Source organism: Streptomyces sp. NPDC032745 (assembly GCF_055579465.1).
The window spans coordinates 1-15041 of the sequence record NZ_JBVING010000025.1; the positions used below are offsets into that span (position 1 = coordinate 1).

A 15041-nucleotide genomic window follows, 5' to 3' on the forward strand; every position below is an offset into this window, starting at 1 on the left:
CAACACCTACTCGCCACCTGGACCGGCACCTGCCCAACCTGCCAACAACCCGCCCCATGGCAGCCCTACGACACCAGGTAACAAAGCACTACTAGCGGCCTGATGCCGACGCGCAGAACGCGGGCAGCACGGCGCGGGGCCGCGACCGGTCCCCCGTACCTGTCGCGGCCCCGCGGGCGTGGAGGTCGGTCACCGGGGTCAGCAGCCGCCGGAGCGGGCCGGGGCGCCGATGGTGAGGGTCGTCGGGGCTGCGCAGCAGCCGCCGCCGGTCTCCTCCGCGGTCTCGGGCTGGTCGAAGAGGCCTGCGCCGCCGCAGACTCCGGTCTCGGGGAGGGTGAGTTCGACGCGCTCGGCGGCTTCCCGGTCGCCTGCGAGGTGGGCGGCGATGGAGCGGACCTGCTCGTAGCCGGTCATGGCCAGAAAGGTCGGGGCACGGCCGTAGGACTTCATGCCGACGAGGTAGACGTCCTTCTCCGGGTGGGACAGCTCGTTCACGCCATGGGGGTAGACCGTGCCGCAGGAGTGCTGGTTGGGGTCGATCAGCGGGGCGAGCCCGATCGGGGCCTGGAGGCGCTCGTCCAGCCTGAGCCGGAGCTCGTCGAGGAAGGAGAGGTCGGGGCGGAAGCCGGTGAGGACGATGACCTCGTCGACCGGGTCCAGGCGGCGGCCGTCCTCGCCGACGAGGACGATGCGGCCGTCACCGTCGCGCTCGACGGCGTCGGTGCGGAAGCCGGTGACCGCGTCCGCGTACCCGCCGTCCACGGCGGCCTTGGCGGCGAGGCCGAGGGCGCCGCGGGCGGGGAGTTGGTCGGCCTCGCCGCCGCCGAAGGTGGAACTGGAGATCCCGCGGCGCAGGATCCACACCGCATGGGTTCCCGCGCCTTCCTCCTGGTTCTTGGCCAGGCCGGCGAGGTACGCCAGGGCCGTGAAGGCGGAGGCCCCGGAGCCGATCACGGCGGTGCGCTTGCCCACGTACCGGGCGCGGACGGCGGGGTCCTTCAGGTCTGGGACGTGGTAGGAGATCCGGTCCTGGGCCGCCTTCTCGCCGAGGGCAGGCAGGCCGCTGCCGCCGGCTGGGCCAGGGGTCGACCAGGTACCGGAGGCATCGACGACGGCCCGCGCCAGGACGCGCTGCTCGCGCCCGTCGCCGGTCTCGTAGTGGACGAGGAAGGGCTGGGCGTCGCGGTCGGCGTCGACGATGCGGTCCCGGCCGGTACGGGAGACGCCGGTGACGGTCGCGCCGTAGCGGACCTGCTCGCCGAGGACGTCGGCGAGGGGCTGGAGGTAGAGCTCGGCCCAGTCCCCGCCGGACGGGTAGGTGGCCGGGTCGGGCTTCGCCCAGCCGGTGGGGGCGAGGAGCTTCTCGGCGGCCGGGTCGACGACCTCTCCCCAGGTGGAGAACAGCCGTACGTGCGACCACTCGCGGACCGCAGATCCTGCGGCGGGGCCGGACTCCAGGACGAGGGGTTCGATGCCGCGGTCGACGAGGTGGGCGGCGGCCGCGAGTCCGGCGGGTCCGGCCCCGATGACGACGACGGGCAGGTCGGTGATGGCGGGCGCGTTCACGGTCAGCTCCTCGCTGTTTCGACATCCGTCGATGGCTCGCACTGCCAGCATGGCACTTGCTTCGATAACCGTCAATATAGACGGCCGCGGGCCCGACATCCGCACTGGCGCCCACGCCCCGCCCGCGTCACCCGAGCAGGTGGCGCCAGCCCATGGGGTCGGATCGGAGGCCGGCAGCAGAGCCGCGGACGGCTCGAGGACGGCGGGGGGGTTCGCGGGCGTCGGTGGGCGTGCAGTCGGTCCACCACTTGAGGTCCTCGGTGGTGGCCGGACCGAAGGCGGCGAGGTAGGCGGTGGCCAGTTCGGCTCGGGCCTGACCGGCGGGGAGTTCGGGGTGGGGCTCGGCGATCGTCCAGCGGAACCGGGAGGAGGCCCAGGTCCCAGCGGGCGCAGTTGCGGACAGATGCGGCCCTCAATCACGCCCTGCGACCCGTCCTCGAACTCCCCGCGCGGTGCCGGCCGGGATGCCGCGCGCGCCGCCCGTAGCCATCGGGCATCTCGCCCATTTCCGAGGCACTCCCTGCCGGCCTTGGTTCGATACGTGTCAACATAGACCCATGTCGAATGCGAAGGTTCTGCCGCTCCTGGAAGCCGATCAGGCCGTCGCGCCGTGCTGCCCGCCGCTGAACGAACGCCCCATGTCTGCGGACGAGGCCGAGGTCGCGGCGAAGATGTTCAAGGCCCTCGGCGACCCCGTCCGGCTGCGCCTGTTCTCCGCCGTCGCCTCCCACGCGGGCGGAGAAGCATGCGTGTGCGACATCTCCGACGTAGGTGTTTCCCAGCCGACCGTCTCGCACCACCTGAAGAAACTCAAAGAGGCCGGGCTGCTGTCCTCCGAGCGGCGCGGGACGTGGGTGTACTACCGGGTCGAGCCGTCCGTGCTCGCCGCTATGGGCGCGCTGCTGGTCGGCGCCGCGAAGTCGGCGTGACGGCGGAGCGAACAGAGCCGTCGCCGACCGATCACGCGACTGAGGTGCCGGCGATCCACCAGGCCGGTATCAACGGGGGAAGACGGCGGCGGCCGGAGTCCGGACGTCAGCCGTCCTGGAGGAGCGGGCCGAACGTACGCTGCCCGATCTGCATGGCTTGGACCTGGCTGACGATCTCACCGCGCACCGCGGGGTGTGCCAGCTGCCATTGCTCGGCCGAGGCCCGGCTGGAGAAGAAGTTGAGGACGTCGCAGCACACCGCGGCGGCTGGGCCTTCGCCCTCGCGGCGCCCGACGAATACGACCGCCGCGGCAGGCTCCCACGCCGCCGCGCCGTTGGTGAAGGAGACCGTCGCCGGCCGGCCGTCCACGGGGTCGGTGGAGGAGACGGTCACGTCCTGGCCGAGCATCGCGGAGATGCCGAGGGCGTCGATCGCACACATCGCCCACGGTCACGCGTTGGCGAGCTGCACCTCGTGACGTGTCTCCTCTGCCGAGAACGGGTACGCGGCCTCGATCCGGCCCGATGCGTCGAGGGTCAGGCAGTCCTGCCCGGCCGATCGAGTCCAGGGGGTCCGTCTCTCAGCAGTCCTGCTCGTCGGCCTGCTGGGGCTTGTGCGCTCCCGCCAGTGCCTCCCGCAGAGCCTGGACGCTCGGCGCACCGTCGGTGCGGCCCTCGGCGTCGCGGTAGAGGCGGCACGAGACCGACGGCGGAGCACCGGGGATCGGGAATGGGTCGATTCCGTCGAGGAGGACGGTAGGAGACCCGGTCATGCCCCACCGAGCCGCGTCCTCCTCCGCAGACACCTCGACCAGCTCGATCCCGGCAGCACGGCCGTGGAGTGCTGCCACGAGCCGATCCCTTACGACCGGTGCGTTCGGGCAGTCCGGCACCGTGAGGATCGTGATCCGCATCCCGCTGTCCTTCCAGGTCGCTCGTGAACCGACCGTAGACCTTCCAGTGCACTGGAAGGTCAAGGCGTAGCGTGGAGGGATGCGCATCGGCGATCTCGCAGCGGCCGGCCAGGTGACGGCCAAGACCATCCGCTTCTACGAGCAGGCTGGGCTGCTGCCCGCTCCGCCCCGCACGACGGGCGGGTACCGCGACTACGCTCCGGGGGCCGTGAGCCGGCTGGCGTTCATCCGGGACGCCCGGGGCGCGGGTCTGACGCTCGCCGAGATCCGTTCCGTCCTGGACATCCGCGACAGCGGGCAGGCTCCCTGTGAACACGTCACGAGCCTCATCGATCAGCGGCTGGCGGACATCGAGCAGCGCATGGCCGAGCTCCGCCAGACCCGCACCGCGCTGTGCGAGCTCGCCCGGCGGGCCGCCGCCACCGACGCCGACACCTGCTCCGAAGGCGAGATCTGCACCATCCTCAGGAGGCCGTGACCGGCTCCGGAACCAGGCGAGGGACCAGGGTAGGGACCAGGGGGGAAGGTCACGGAGAGCAGGGCGATCAGCAGTCCTGCGGCCGACCCGGCCGGCCCGGCCAGTCCTGTCCTGTCCCCCACTCCACGGTCAGCTGCGTTCGACGTGCACGCTCGTCGATTTGACCCGTGCGGTGGCCCGCATCCCGATCTCGATCCCGAGTTCTTCGACGGCCTCTCGAGTCAGCAGAGACACCACCCGGTGAGGGCCGGCCTGGATTTCGACCTGGGCGGCGACATCGCCGACCTTGATGCCGGTGATGATGCCGGGAAAGGCGTTCCGGGCCGACGTGTACGGGGCGTCCTCGTCCTCCGCGCTCTCCTGGGCGAACTCGACGCAGAAAGCGGCGAGGTCGGGGCCGTCGACGATGCGCCGCTTGCCCTCACGGCGGGTGGGGAACCGGTCGGCGTCCGCCCAGCGCCGGGCGGTGTCGATGCTCACGCCCAGCAAGTCGGCAGCCTGGCCGATGGTGTACGACTCCATGCGCCACACCCTAGATGGGCAGGTCGGTCGTCTCGCGCACGACCTCGACGGGGCGGTCCGCGCGACGTGTATGCACTCATCTCATGTTGAACGCGCGCTTCCATGACCTCGTCCGGATGCCGCAGCACCCGGACGAGGCCGTGGAAGGTTCAGCTGAGGTGGCGGCCCTGGTATCCGGCTTCGGTGATGGCGGCGATGATCTGCTCCGGGTCCAGGGGCGTCGCGCACTCGACCACCGTGCGTCCGGTGCGTACGTCGGTGGTGCTGGCGGTGACGCCGGGGAGCTCTTCGACTTCGTCGTCGATGAGCAGGCCGCAGCTGTTGCAGTGCATGCCGGTGATGGCGAAGGTCATACGGCTGGTGCTCACTTGGCGGCCTCCGGGGCCTGATCGGGGTCGTGGAAGGTGATCTGGCCGCCGTACATTCCCATGCCGCAGGTGAAGGAGAGGGTGCCGGTCTTGGGGGTGCCGAGGTCGATGACGGTCACGCCGGTGACGGGCAGGACTTCCTGGACGCCGCGGTCGGGAACGACGAAGGAGCGTACGCAGCCGTTCGTGCCGCGTGTGGCGACGACGAGCTTGGTGGGCACCCCGGCCCGGGCGGTGACGGCGGCGGGTGTGTAGGAGTTGGTGCGGGCCTGGACGGTGATCGTCTGCGTGCCGTCGGCAGCCGTCCGTACCGTCTCCGCGGGAACGCTCGCCGCGACCGGCCGGGGGGTGGCGGTGGGCCACCAGCCGCCCAGGCGCAGTCCGGATCCGAGGGTCCACACGGCGACGAGCAGGACGACGACGCCGGTCACCCACGTCAGGCGGCCCTGCCACAGCTTGGCGGCCGAGCGCAGGAAGAAGCCGAGGACGGCGAAGAGCGGTCCGGTGCCGAGGACGAAGCCGGCCATGACCGCTGCCCCGGCGTAAGCAGAGCCTGAGGTGACGGCGATCAGCTCCACGCTCAAGGTCACCCCGCAGGGGATCAGGACCGTCAGGAAGCCGAGGACGGCCGGGGTGGTGACGGCCGTGGACTTCGCCGAGCGGCGCACCCGCCGCCCCCAGGAGGCGGGCAGTCGCGGCACCAGGTGCCGCACGGCCCGGACGCCGAGCATGTCGAGCGCGAACACCACCATCAGAACGGCGCTGGCGACGAGCAGACCCGCGCGGGCCTGCGGGCCTGGCTGGACGGCGGCGCCCAGGAGCCCGAGTACGGCACCGAGCAGCGCATGGGAGGCGAGCTTGGCGCCGAGGAAGGCGGCCACGGGCGCGAACAGCCCGCTGCGCTCCCACGCTTCGGCCGGCCATGCGGTGGCGCGGCGGCCGACGGCGCCGGCGAGCAGACCGCCCTGGACGGCGGCGCAGGAGGCGCCGCCCGCGAAGAGACCGGTGGTGACACCGGTGAGGAAGAGGGTGCTGGTGGAAGCCATGGAGGAAGAGCTCTCCTCTGAGGAAGGGGAAGCCGGAGTGAGGACATGGCAAGGCACCCGCCGGCCCAAGGGCCCGTGTGGGCGTGGGGGCGGGGTGCCGGGCTGCTCAGGTCCGGCTGACGCAGAGGAGTGCGACGGGATCCGGTGCCCGCGGCCAGGCACAGGAGGCGCCCGGGGGCCGCGCCGAGCGTGCGGCGACGACGGGGGCCTCCGCTACGACGGCGGGGCCGGGGGCGGCGAAGATCACGGGAGCCGGGGAGTGGGCGGAGGCCAGCGGGCACTCCATGGCCGTCACCGGGCATCCGTCACCGCCCGTACCGGAGATGACGGGCCCGTGCGAAGGGTCCGAGCCGCTCGCCGTGGCAGCCATGCCCGAACCGGTGACGGTGCTGCCCATCGAGGCGGGCATGCGCATCGTCTGCGCATGTCCGGGCCCGGACATGAGGTACGCGCACAGCAGCAGCACACCGGCCAGGAGGGCGGTGAGTGCCGGCTGCGGGCGCCGGGCCGAACGGATGGACATGCCCGTGATGCTAGCGACGCCGTACGGTCAGGCGGACGCCGGGATGGCCGACACGCATGCGGCGCGGCAGGTCAGGAGCTGAGGAGGGCGGAGATCTCGCTCGGCGGTCAGCAGGCGGGCGTCGCGGGCGGCTCGTACGGGCGGCGCGGCGACGATGTCGCCGAGGGACGGGACGCCGCCGTTGTCGGTGCGGCCTCCGTCCAGCGCCGGTCCAGGTGGTCGGCGAGGTACCCGACCACGTGGGCGGCGGCCGATCACCACCACCACATCCGTGCGCCGCGTCATGCCGCAGGCGTCCCGCTGTCCGTCTTGCCGCGCATGAAGATGACCGCCACCAGCGCCAGGCCCACCACCGCGCCCACCAACTGCACGCCGACGAACGCCGGGACCGAGGCCGGGGCGATGCCCGCGAACGTGTCCGTGAAGGCGCGGCCGATCGTGACCGCCGGGTTGGCGAAGGAGGTGGAGGAGGTGAACCAGTACGCGGCGCCGATGTACGAGGCCACCGCGACGGGGGCGAAGCGGAGGCGGTCGGTGCGGGCCAGGCCGAAGATCAGCAGGATCAGGCCGGCGGTCGCCACGACCTCGCCGAGAAGGAGGTTCCCGGCGGATCGGTCGTGGGTGGACCACTTCACCAGCGGCTCGCCGAACATCGCATCGGCGAGGATCGCGCCCGCAATGGCACCCACGACCTGCGAGGGCGCGTACACGGCCAGCTCGCGGGCGTTGACACCGGCGCCGCCGCGACGGGCGGTCCACCACTCGGCCAGCGTCACCACCGGGTTGAAGTGCGCCCCGGACACCGGGCCGAGGAGGGCGATGAGGACGCCGAGCCCGAAGACCGTGGCGGTGGAGTTGGCCAGCAGCTGCAGGGCCACGTCCTGGGTGAGCTCGGTGGCCTGGATGCCGGAGCCGACGACGACCGCGACGAGGGCTGCGGTGCCGACCAGCTCGGCGGCGGCGCGGGCGATCAGCGGGGTGCGGGGCGGGGTCGCGCCGGGTGCGGGCTGGGGCACGTCGGCGGGTATGGGGCTGCCGACGGGCTTGGTGGCGGTCAAGGCGGGTTCTCCTCGGGCGGGTGAGGCAGAGCGCGAAAAGCTATGGGCAGGACCGCTTGAGGTTCGCCTCGGCGGTGGCCCGCGCGGTCTGGGCGAGGTCGGCGAACTGACCGGCGAGGGCTTCGATGACTTCCGGGCGCAGGCGGTAGTAGACGAACCTCCCGCACGGCTCCGTGTCCACGACCCCGGCCTCCCGCAGGACCCGCATGTGGTTGGAGAGGTTCGTCTGCTTGGCACCCGTCTCCTCCACGAGGTGGGTGGTGCAGAGCGTCTCGCGGGCGAGCAGGGTCACGATCCGGAGCCTGAGCGGGTCGGCCAGAACCCGGATCAGATCAGTGTCGACTGACGTCATCATGGACTGATACTGTCACATCAGTCGAGGCTGACACCAGCCCAAGCTGACCTTATTGGCTCCTTTGAACGGGATCGCCATGCCCCCGCCCTCCTCGCCCCTCCCGCCGGACGAACGCCCGGCCGCCGGGGCCGCCCGTCTCGCCGAGCAGGCACGGATCCGTACGCACCTGGTCGTGCCGGCGGAACGACTGACCGCCGAACGCCCGGACGCCCTCACCCAGGCCCTCGCCGAGGCCGACGTGAACCTGGCCGACGCCTATCCCAAGCCGCTGACCGAAGAGGCCGTCCAGGCCTGCCCCGTCATGCCCGGCCGCCGCCACCTCGACCGGCCCGTCGGCGACCCGGACGGAGCGCCGATCGCCGTCGTCCGCGACATCCGCGACGCCATCGACGCCCACATCACCGAGCTGCTCGCCCAGCCCGCCCCCTGAAGCCCCACCGCTCCCCACCGCAAGGAAGAACAGATGCCCTCCACTCTCCCCCGGCCTGGCGGCTGGGAGGTACCCCCAGCCGCCTCCGTCCTGTTCGTCTGCATCCACAACGCGGGCCGCTCCCAGATGGCGGCCGGCTTCCTGCGCCACCTCGCGGGCGACCGCGTCGAGGTCCGCTCCGCCGGCTCCGTGCCCGGCGAGCAGATCAACCCCTCCGCCGTCGCCGCCATGGCCGAGCTGGGCATCGACATCTCCGACCAGAAGCCGAAGGTCCTCACCCCCGAGGCCGCCCAGGCGTCCGACTACATCATCACCATGGGCTGCGGCGACGCCTGCCCGTACTTCCCCGGCAAGACCTACCTCGACTGGCAGCTCGAGGACCCGGCCGGCCAGGGCGTCGAGGCCGTCCGCCCCATCCGCGACGAGATCAAGGGCCTCATCGAGGGCCTGATCGCCGAGATCGACGCCAGGCCGAAGGCCGGAGGCGACGCGACGTGACCGAACCGACCCCGACGGACGACGTACGCGACGTCATCGTCATGGGCTCCGGCCCGCGCCCCTGAACCCCGAGGCCCTGGCGTAGCGGAGGAGAGTCGCCCCGACGGGGTCGAGGGCGGTCGGGGCGCGGACCATGAGTGTCGGCGCCCCGCATCGCCAGCGCTGCGTGGACCGGCTTGAGGACCTGCCGGCGCCAGGAGTCGCTCAGCCCCCGTTCCTCTCGGGCCGTGCCGAAGCCTCGCTGCCCGGTACGACGCGTCACACCGAGCGGCATCAGGGGTTCGGCGGGTCCCGCCCTCACGGTCGGCAACCTCAGCGTTCGCCTCCACGAAGCCGACCGCGACGAGGAGGCGTTGGAGGCCGCAGAGGAAGCCGTTGGCCTGGCCGCCGCCAACCGGGCGACAAACCCGCGACAACCCCGGCTCGCGATCCGTGCTGTGTACCGGCCCTGCGCGGTGACGGCCCCATCAACGTGATCCGGGAGCAACCACGTGTCGCCCGCGCCGCGACCTGGGCCTCAGGGTGGCACTTCGTCGTCGGCGAGTGCGTTCTCCCGCAGGTTCGACTTGACGCGGAGTGTTCTGGTGAACCATCCGGCGTAGCGGTTGCCCAGGAAGGGAGCCGAGGCCCCGTGGAGCAGGATGCTCATGCCCACCGTCACGGCGATGACCTCGCCCAGCAAGGTCCCCCCGGGCAAGTGCTCTTCGAACGCGATCAGGCCGAACACGAGAGATGCCAGCCCGCGCGGACCGAACCAGCCGATGTAGGCCACGGAAGCAGGGCGCAGGCCGGTGCCGATCAGTGAGAGGGCGACCGGCAGCATCCGGATGACGGTAAGGCTGATCAGCGCGTAGGCCACGGACCGCCACGTCAGGTGTTGGAGCACCGGTCCCAGGAGGACGGCGCCGAAAACGAGGAAGCTCAGCGAGGCCAGCAGCAGCCCGAGGCGTTCGGTGAACCTCGTGCTCTGCGTGGGATCCTCTTCCAGGACACGGACGCCCGGGTCGGTCGGCGCACGGCGCAGATGAACGCCGAAGGCCAGGCCGGCGACCCAGGCGCCGATGAAACCGCTGCCCTCGCCCATGACACACAGCACGTATGCGATGACCGGAACGACCAGCGCCATGAACTGCCGCCAGTCGGAGCTGCTCCACCCTCGGGAAAGCGACCAGCGCAACAGGCTCGCCCCTGCCCAGCCGGCCGCGATACCGATCACGCCACTCAGCAGCAGCGCACGCAGGAACGTCTCGGCCACACCGGGATGACCGTGGCCCTCACCCGCCGCCGCCAGAGCCACCACGAAGAACGGAAGCGTCAGACCGTCGTTCAGACCGGATTCCACGGACAGGCCACCGCGGACCAGCGCCGGCACCCGCTTGTTGGAGACGGCCTGCTGCCCGAGCGCGGCGTCCGTCGGCGCCAGGATGATGCCGGCCAAGGCCAGCTCCCACACGCTCAGGCCCGGAAGCAGGGGCCATGCCGCCAGCCATCCCAGAGCCATCGTGACCGGCAGGCCCACCGCGAGCAGCCGCAGTGGCAAGAACTCCTCCCGGCGCAGGTCCCGGGCCCGGATCCCCGACGCGTCCGCGAAGAGCAGCAGAACCAGCGCGCTCTCCAGCAGAACCTGGACGGCCTCCGTATCCCGCGCCTCGTCCAGCAGGTCCAGGCCTACCGGTCCGATCACCAGGCCGACGAGCATGAACACCAACGGCCCCGACACGACCGTGGTCGACAACCGCCGCGACAGGGCTCCGTAGCCGACGACCACGCCCCCGGCGATAACGACGGCCCATCCGCTCATCCGCTCTCCTCACACCAGGCATCCGCCGTCGCCCGGACAGCTGTGCCACGGCACGCGTGCCGCGGTGCCCAGGCTGCCCATCTCGCCACACGCAGAGACCAGGCAGCGGCCCTACGCATCCACCCACTGGGTGATACTGCTCCGAACGCACTCGGCTCGGCTGGACCGGCCCGATGAAGGCCGGGCGCGCCGAGCCGGACGAAGCAGGCGCCCCCACGGATCGGCGAAGCCCACAGGACCCCGGTCGTACGAGCACGCGCCACGGCACCGTCCCTCATCTTCGGTACCGGGGGCCCCTGCCGCACTCCGACGCATCGATTGGCGGCCGGCATCACAGCTCACGCGAGAGGCACCGGTCTGCGCCTCGTTGTGCGCCAATTGCCCCTCACGTGGGTGATCACAGCTGGTTCGGGGTAACTCCCAGCATGATCACTTTTGGGGTCGAAGAGGAGTATTTGCTGGTCGACCCGGAGACTCTCGTTCCTACCCCGCTCGTGCAGGAGGTGCGTGCCACGGCCCGCCTGGCACCCATCGCGGAGGAGCGAGAGGTCCAGGACGAGCTGCTGCAGGCTCAGATCGAAGTCGCCACCCCTGTGTGCACGACGCTCGTGGAGCTGGGAGGCCATCTCCTGCGGTTGCGCCAGGCGGTCGCCTCTGCCGCGCAGGCGAACGGCTGCCGCATCGCTGTCACTGCCACCTCGCCGGTCAGGGATGCCGTACCCGTGCCCATCACCAGCACGGCGAGGTACGTGAAGATGCGGCAAGAGGCCCGATTGCTGGTAGATGAGCAGCTGATCTGCGGGATGCACGTCCATGTCGGGATGCCCGACCGCGAGACCGGGGTGGCTGTCCTGAACCGGCTGCGCGTCTGGCTGCCGACGCTGTTGGCGATGTCCGCGAACGGGCCTCTTTGGGACGGGCGGGACACCGGGTTCGCCAGCTGGCGCACGATCATTTTCGGCCGCTGGCCGGTCAGCGGACCGCCACCGCATTTCGCGGGGCTCTCGGACTACGAGGCGCGGGCCGATGCACTGGTGGAACCCGGGGTGATCCCGGACCGGGGGCAGCTGTACTGGCACGCTCGGCTCTCCGAGCGCTACCCGACCATCGAGGTGCGCTGCTGCGACGTGCAGCTGGAGGCGGACGACGCGGTGATACTCGCCGGTGTCGTCCGCGGGCTCGCCGTCACCGCGGTCGCCGAGGAGAAGGCGGGAGTCGCTCTCGCGCCATGCCGACCGGAGCTCCTGCAGGCCGCGACGTGGCATGCGGCCAGACACGGCCTGGGCAGCACGCTGGTGGACCCGACGGGCCGGCTACGGAGCAGCGGGGACGTGCTGGGCGCGCTCCTTCGCTACATCGGCCCCGCCCTCGAAGAGAACGGTGATCACCGCGAGGTGACCTCGCTCGTCCACCGGCTGCTCCGGCGGGGAACGTCGGCCGACCGTCAGCGCCGCGCCCTGGCCGAAGCCGGCCTGCCGGCGGTCGGTGCGCTGATCACTGCAGGAGCCACTACCGCGTGAGCTTGCCGGGATTGAGGATCAGGGCGCGTCGGACCGGCTCGGGGCATTGTGGGGCCGGACAGATCCGGTGGACCCGGAAGGCCGGTGGGCGCCTGTCGGTTCCGCCATGAGCCGCGCCGGGAACCACCCGCCCCTCCGCACGATTCCGCCACCCGTCCTCATCCTGCTCGCCGCACTCGCCCTGCTCGCGGTCGTGCGGCCGAACGTACACAGCCCCGACGGTGGAACGGACAGCCCGGCTGATTCCATCGCCCCGGCGCGGAGCGATCGCCCTCCGATCCGCTCCGCATGGCGATGCGCGGCGAAGGAGGCGAAAATAGGGTGACCGGAATAAGAGCCACCCGATCAGCGAACACGGCCTCGCCCACAGCACGGGGAAAAGCGCCACTCCGCTCTCAGCGCGCTCGAAAAGCAGGGCAGTGGAGGCGGTGGCGAGATGACCGGCGAACTCATTGCAGACTCCGGCAAGCCGGGGGCGAGCGCGACGAGGTCTTCCCGCAGGTTCGGGTGAGGGAAACAGGTGATCGCTCATGTGCCGATGGCTCGCTTACTCGGGAACACCCCAGCTCCTCGACACCATCCTCTACAAACCGGCCCACTCGCTGATCGACCAGAGCCTGCACTCCAAGCTGGGTGTCGAGACGACGAACGGTGACGGATTCGGCGTCGGGTGGTACCCGGAGGGCAGAGACGGCACCCCCGCCCTCATGCGGGACGTCGGCCCCGCCTGGAACAACCGCAACCTGCGGGAGCTCGCGGACCACGTCACCTCCCCGTTGTTCTTCGCCCACATCCGGGCGTCGACGGGTACGGCGGTACAGCAGACGAACTGTCACCCGTTCCGGCACGGCCGCTGGATGTGGATGCACAACGGCTCCGTCGCCGGCTTCCACGCCATGCGGCGGGACCTCACCCTGCTCGTCGACCCCGCCCTGTACCCCGAGATCGAGGGGACGACGGACTCGGAGACCATGTTCTACCTTGCGCTCACCTTCGGCCTGGAGCAGGACCCGCCGGGCGCCGTCGCCAAGATGGTGGGGCTGGTGGAACGCGTCGGCCGCGAACACGGCGTGGAGTATCCGATGCAGATGACGGTCGCCGTCAGTGACGGGACGACCCTGTGGGCCTTCCGCTACTCCAGCCAGGGCGCCTCACGGTCGCTCTTCTACAGCAGCCGGGTGGACTCGCTGCGCAAGCTGCACCCCGAAGTCACCTTCCTTCAGGAAGTGTCCGACGAAACCCGCCTGGTGGTGTCCGAACCCCTCGGCGATCTGCCCGGTGCCTGGAACGAGGTACCCGAGAGCAGCTACGGCGTCGTACGGGCCGGGGCCGACGAGTTGTGTACCTTCACCCCAGAACCGGTATGACGCAGCGTCGTACGGTAGTAGACGGAGCAAGGCCGAGGCCGTCCGGAGGTTTCACCGACCGGTGACCACGATCTCGCGCTTGAGGATCTTGCCTGTGGGGCCCTTGGGGAGCTCGGCCGTGAAGGTGACGATCCGGGGGTACTTGTACGCCGCCACCCGGTCCCTGGCGTACTCCCGGATCTCCTCGGCCGTGGCCTCGGCACCGGGCCGGAGCACGATCACCGCTGCGATCTCCTCGCCGTGGAACGAGTGCGGCACGCCGACGACGGCGGCTTCGGCGACAGACGGGTGCGCGTACAGCACCTCCTCGACTTCACGCGGGTACACGTTGTAGCCACTGCGGATGATCAGGTCCTTCTTGCGGTCGACGATGAAGTAGAAGCCGTCCTCGTCGACGCGCGCCAGATCACCGCTGTGGAACCATCCGTCGCGGACCGCCTCCGCCGTGGCCTCGGAGCGGTTCCAGTAGCCCGTCATGAGGTTCTCGCCGCGGATCGCGATCTCGCCGACCTCTCCCGGAGGCACCGCGCCGCCGCCCTCGGCGACGAGCTTCATCTCCACTCCGCGGACGGGCTGTCCGATCGAGCCCGCCTTGCGCGGGCGATCCGGGTGGTTGAAGGCGGCGACCGGTGAGGTCTCGGAGAGTCCGTATCCTTCGAGGACGGTGACACCGAAGCGCCGCTCGAATCCGTGCAGCACCTCGACCGGAAGCGAGGCGCCGCCCGAGACGGCCAGGCGGAGCCCGTTGGCGCTGAAGCCTTCGGGGAGCTCGGCATGGAGCAGCGCCGCGTACATCGTCGGCACGCCGAGGAACACGGTGACCCCGTCGCGGGCCATGATCTCCAGGGCGCGCTGCGGCTCGAACCGCGGCAGCAGGGTCAGTGTGGCGCCGGCGGCGACGGCCGTGTTCAGCGCGCAGGTCTGGCCGAAGGCGTGGAACAGGGGCAGGCCACCGAAGAGCACATCGTCAGGTCCGACCTGAAGCAGCGTCTCGGCCGCGGTGACGGTGTTGGTGGCCAGGTTCCGGTGGGACAGTTCGGCCCCCTTCGGCGTCCCGGTCGTGCCCGAGGTGTAGAGGATGAGGGCCGCGTCGTCATCGGTACGGTCGACGACGCCGGGCAGCGGTTCGTGGGCCCGCAGCATGTCGTCGAAGTCCGCGGGCTCGGTCACCAGGCATTCGGTTCCGGTCTCGGCGGCGGCCTTCACGACCTCGTCCGCGAACAGAGGGAACACCAGCGCGATCCGCGCCCCGCAGTCGCGCAGGGTGAAGGCCACCTCACGGGCTTTGAGGAGCGGATTCATCGGCACGACCACGCCGCCGGCCCGCAGGATGCCGTAGTAGACGACCGGGAACAGCGGCACGTTGGGCATGGTCAGCGCGATGCGATCGCCGGGCTGGACGCCGCCGTCGCGCAGGAGGGCGGCGACCCTGGCGCTCGCGTCGTCCAACTGGGCGTAGGTGAGCGTACTGCCGTCATGGCGGACGGCGATGCGATCGCCCTGGGCCCCGGCGGAGTCCACGAGGTACGCGGCAAGGTTGGTCATGTCGGCAATCTCCCTGTGTTCGTCTCGGGCGCCACGAGCGGACCGGGCCGGTGAACGGCGCCATGCTAGGTTGCCCACTCATCGCCGTGCTTGTCCTGGCGTGACATGAGACTTTTCTTTT

Annotated in this window: 19 protein-coding genes; 6 read left to right on the forward strand and 13 right to left on the reverse strand. The window is 71.0% G+C overall.

The features are described from left to right. Positions 1–198: 198 nt before the first annotated feature. On the reverse strand, positions 199–1566 hold the full coding sequence (locus ACZ5WG_RS38805) for an NAD(P)-binding domain-containing protein (protein ID WP_468729422.1): 1368 nt from the start codon (positions 1564–1566) through the stop codon (positions 199–201). 127 nt (positions 1567–1693) lie between these two features. Continuing rightward, a complete protein-coding gene (locus ACZ5WG_RS38810; protein ID WP_468729423.1) occupies positions 1694–1969 on the reverse strand; it encodes a DNA glycosylase AlkZ-like family protein in 276 nt (91 codons plus the stop codon). 154 nt (positions 1970–2123) lie between these two features. On the opposite strand from ACZ5WG_RS38810, the gene ACZ5WG_RS38815 reads away from it, so the two are divergent. After that, positions 2124–2495 (forward strand): ArsR/SmtB family transcription factor, encoded by a 372-nt coding sequence (locus ACZ5WG_RS38815; RefSeq protein ID WP_468729362.1) that lies wholly within the window; start codon positions 2124–2126, stop codon positions 2493–2495. A gap of 106 nt (positions 2496–2601) precedes the next feature. Here the strand turns inward: ACZ5WG_RS38815 and ACZ5WG_RS38820 are convergent, their stop codons facing one another. Together ACZ5WG_RS38820 and ACZ5WG_RS38825 are read right to left on the reverse strand one after the other, a co-directional pair. Next, positions 2602–2937: an alkylmercury lyase family protein gene (locus ACZ5WG_RS38820; protein ID WP_468729363.1), complete on the reverse strand. Its 336-nt coding sequence runs from the start codon at positions 2935–2937 to the stop codon at positions 2602–2604. Between the two features lie 139 nt (positions 2938–3076). Beyond that, positions 3077–3346 carry a hypothetical protein gene (locus ACZ5WG_RS38825; protein ID WP_468729364.1) on the reverse strand — a complete coding sequence of 90 codons (270 nt, stop codon included), beginning with the start codon at positions 3344–3346 and terminating at the stop codon, positions 3077–3079. A gap of 142 nt (positions 3347–3488) precedes the next feature. Here ACZ5WG_RS38825 and ACZ5WG_RS38830 point away from each other — a divergent pair, with 142 nt between their 5' ends. Continuing rightward, on the forward strand, positions 3489–3887 hold the full coding sequence (locus ACZ5WG_RS38830) for a heavy metal-responsive transcriptional regulator (protein WP_468729365.1): 399 nt from the start codon (positions 3489–3491) through the stop codon (positions 3885–3887). A 129-nt stretch (positions 3888–4016) separates the two neighbouring features. On the opposite strand, the gene ACZ5WG_RS38835 is transcribed toward ACZ5WG_RS38830, so the two are convergent. The 7 genes from ACZ5WG_RS38835 to ACZ5WG_RS38865 form a co-directional block, all read right to left on the reverse strand. Then, on the reverse strand, positions 4017–4409 hold the full coding sequence (locus ACZ5WG_RS38835; RefSeq protein ID WP_468729366.1) for a TOBE domain-containing protein: 393 nt from the start codon (positions 4407–4409) through the stop codon (positions 4017–4019). A gap of 149 nt (positions 4410–4558) precedes the next feature. After that, the gene (locus ACZ5WG_RS38840; RefSeq protein WP_468729367.1) at positions 4559–4777 is read right to left on the reverse strand and encodes a heavy-metal-associated domain-containing protein; all 219 of its coding nucleotides are present in this window, start codon (positions 4775–4777) and stop codon (positions 4559–4561) included. Continuing rightward, a complete protein-coding gene (locus ACZ5WG_RS38845; protein ID WP_468729368.1) occupies positions 4774–5823 on the reverse strand; it encodes an urease accessory protein UreH domain-containing protein in 1050 nt (349 codons plus the stop codon). The genes ACZ5WG_RS38840 and ACZ5WG_RS38845 overlap by 4 nt, the downstream gene beginning before the upstream one ends. Before the next feature lie 106 nt (positions 5824–5929). Beyond that, positions 5930–6346 carry a hypothetical protein gene (locus tag ACZ5WG_RS38850; RefSeq protein WP_468729369.1) on the reverse strand — a complete coding sequence of 139 codons (417 nt, stop codon included), beginning with the start codon at positions 6344–6346 and terminating at the stop codon, positions 5930–5932. 27 nt (positions 6347–6373) lie between these two features. Further along, the gene (locus ACZ5WG_RS38855; RefSeq protein ID WP_468729370.1) at positions 6374–6631 is read right to left on the reverse strand and encodes a hypothetical protein; all 258 of its coding nucleotides are present in this window, start codon (positions 6629–6631) and stop codon (positions 6374–6376) included. Continuing rightward, entirely contained in the window at positions 6628–7404 is a 777-nt protein-coding gene (locus tag ACZ5WG_RS38860; protein ID WP_468729371.1) for an aquaporin, read from the reverse strand. The genes ACZ5WG_RS38855 and ACZ5WG_RS38860 overlap by 4 nt, the downstream gene beginning before the upstream one ends. A 40-nt stretch (positions 7405–7444) precedes the next feature. After that, positions 7445–7759 carry an ArsR/SmtB family transcription factor gene (locus ACZ5WG_RS38865; protein WP_468729372.1) on the reverse strand — a complete coding sequence of 105 codons (315 nt, stop codon included), beginning with the start codon at positions 7757–7759 and terminating at the stop codon, positions 7445–7447. Between the two features lie 52 nt (positions 7760–7811). Here ACZ5WG_RS38865 and ACZ5WG_RS38870 point away from each other — a divergent pair, with 52 nt between their 5' ends. Continuing rightward, on the forward strand, positions 7812–8189 hold the full coding sequence (locus ACZ5WG_RS38870) for a low molecular weight phosphatase family protein (protein ID WP_468729373.1): 378 nt from the start codon (positions 7812–7814) through the stop codon (positions 8187–8189). A gap of 33 nt (positions 8190–8222) precedes the next feature. Beyond that, entirely contained in the window at positions 8223–8687 is a 465-nt protein-coding gene (locus ACZ5WG_RS38875; RefSeq protein WP_468729374.1) for an arsenate reductase ArsC, read from the forward strand. Positions 8688–9204: 517 nt separating this feature from the next. On the opposite strand, the gene ACZ5WG_RS38880 is transcribed toward ACZ5WG_RS38875, so the two are convergent. Further along, on the reverse strand, positions 9205–10488 hold the full coding sequence (locus tag ACZ5WG_RS38880) for a cation:proton antiporter (protein WP_468729375.1): 1284 nt from the start codon (positions 10486–10488) through the stop codon (positions 9205–9207). A gap of 425 nt (positions 10489–10913) precedes the next feature. On the opposite strand from ACZ5WG_RS38880, the gene ACZ5WG_RS38885 reads away from it, so the two are divergent. Together ACZ5WG_RS38885 and ACZ5WG_RS38890 are read left to right on the forward strand one after the other, a co-directional pair. After that, positions 10914–12008: a carboxylate-amine ligase gene (locus ACZ5WG_RS38885; protein ID WP_468729376.1), complete on the forward strand. Its 1095-nt coding sequence runs from the start codon at positions 10914–10916 to the stop codon at positions 12006–12008. 530 nt (positions 12009–12538) lie between these two features. Further along, on the forward strand, positions 12539–13375 hold the full coding sequence (locus tag ACZ5WG_RS38890) for a class II glutamine amidotransferase (protein WP_468729377.1): 837 nt from the start codon (positions 12539–12541) through the stop codon (positions 13373–13375). Between the two features lie 51 nt (positions 13376–13426). Here ACZ5WG_RS38890 and ACZ5WG_RS38895 read toward each other — a convergent pair whose 3' ends face one another. Beyond that, complete coding sequence (locus ACZ5WG_RS38895) at positions 13427–14920, reverse strand: long-chain-fatty-acid--CoA ligase (protein ID WP_468729378.1); 1494 nt, start codon at positions 14918–14920, stop codon at positions 13427–13429. Positions 14921–15041: the final 121 nt, after the last annotated feature.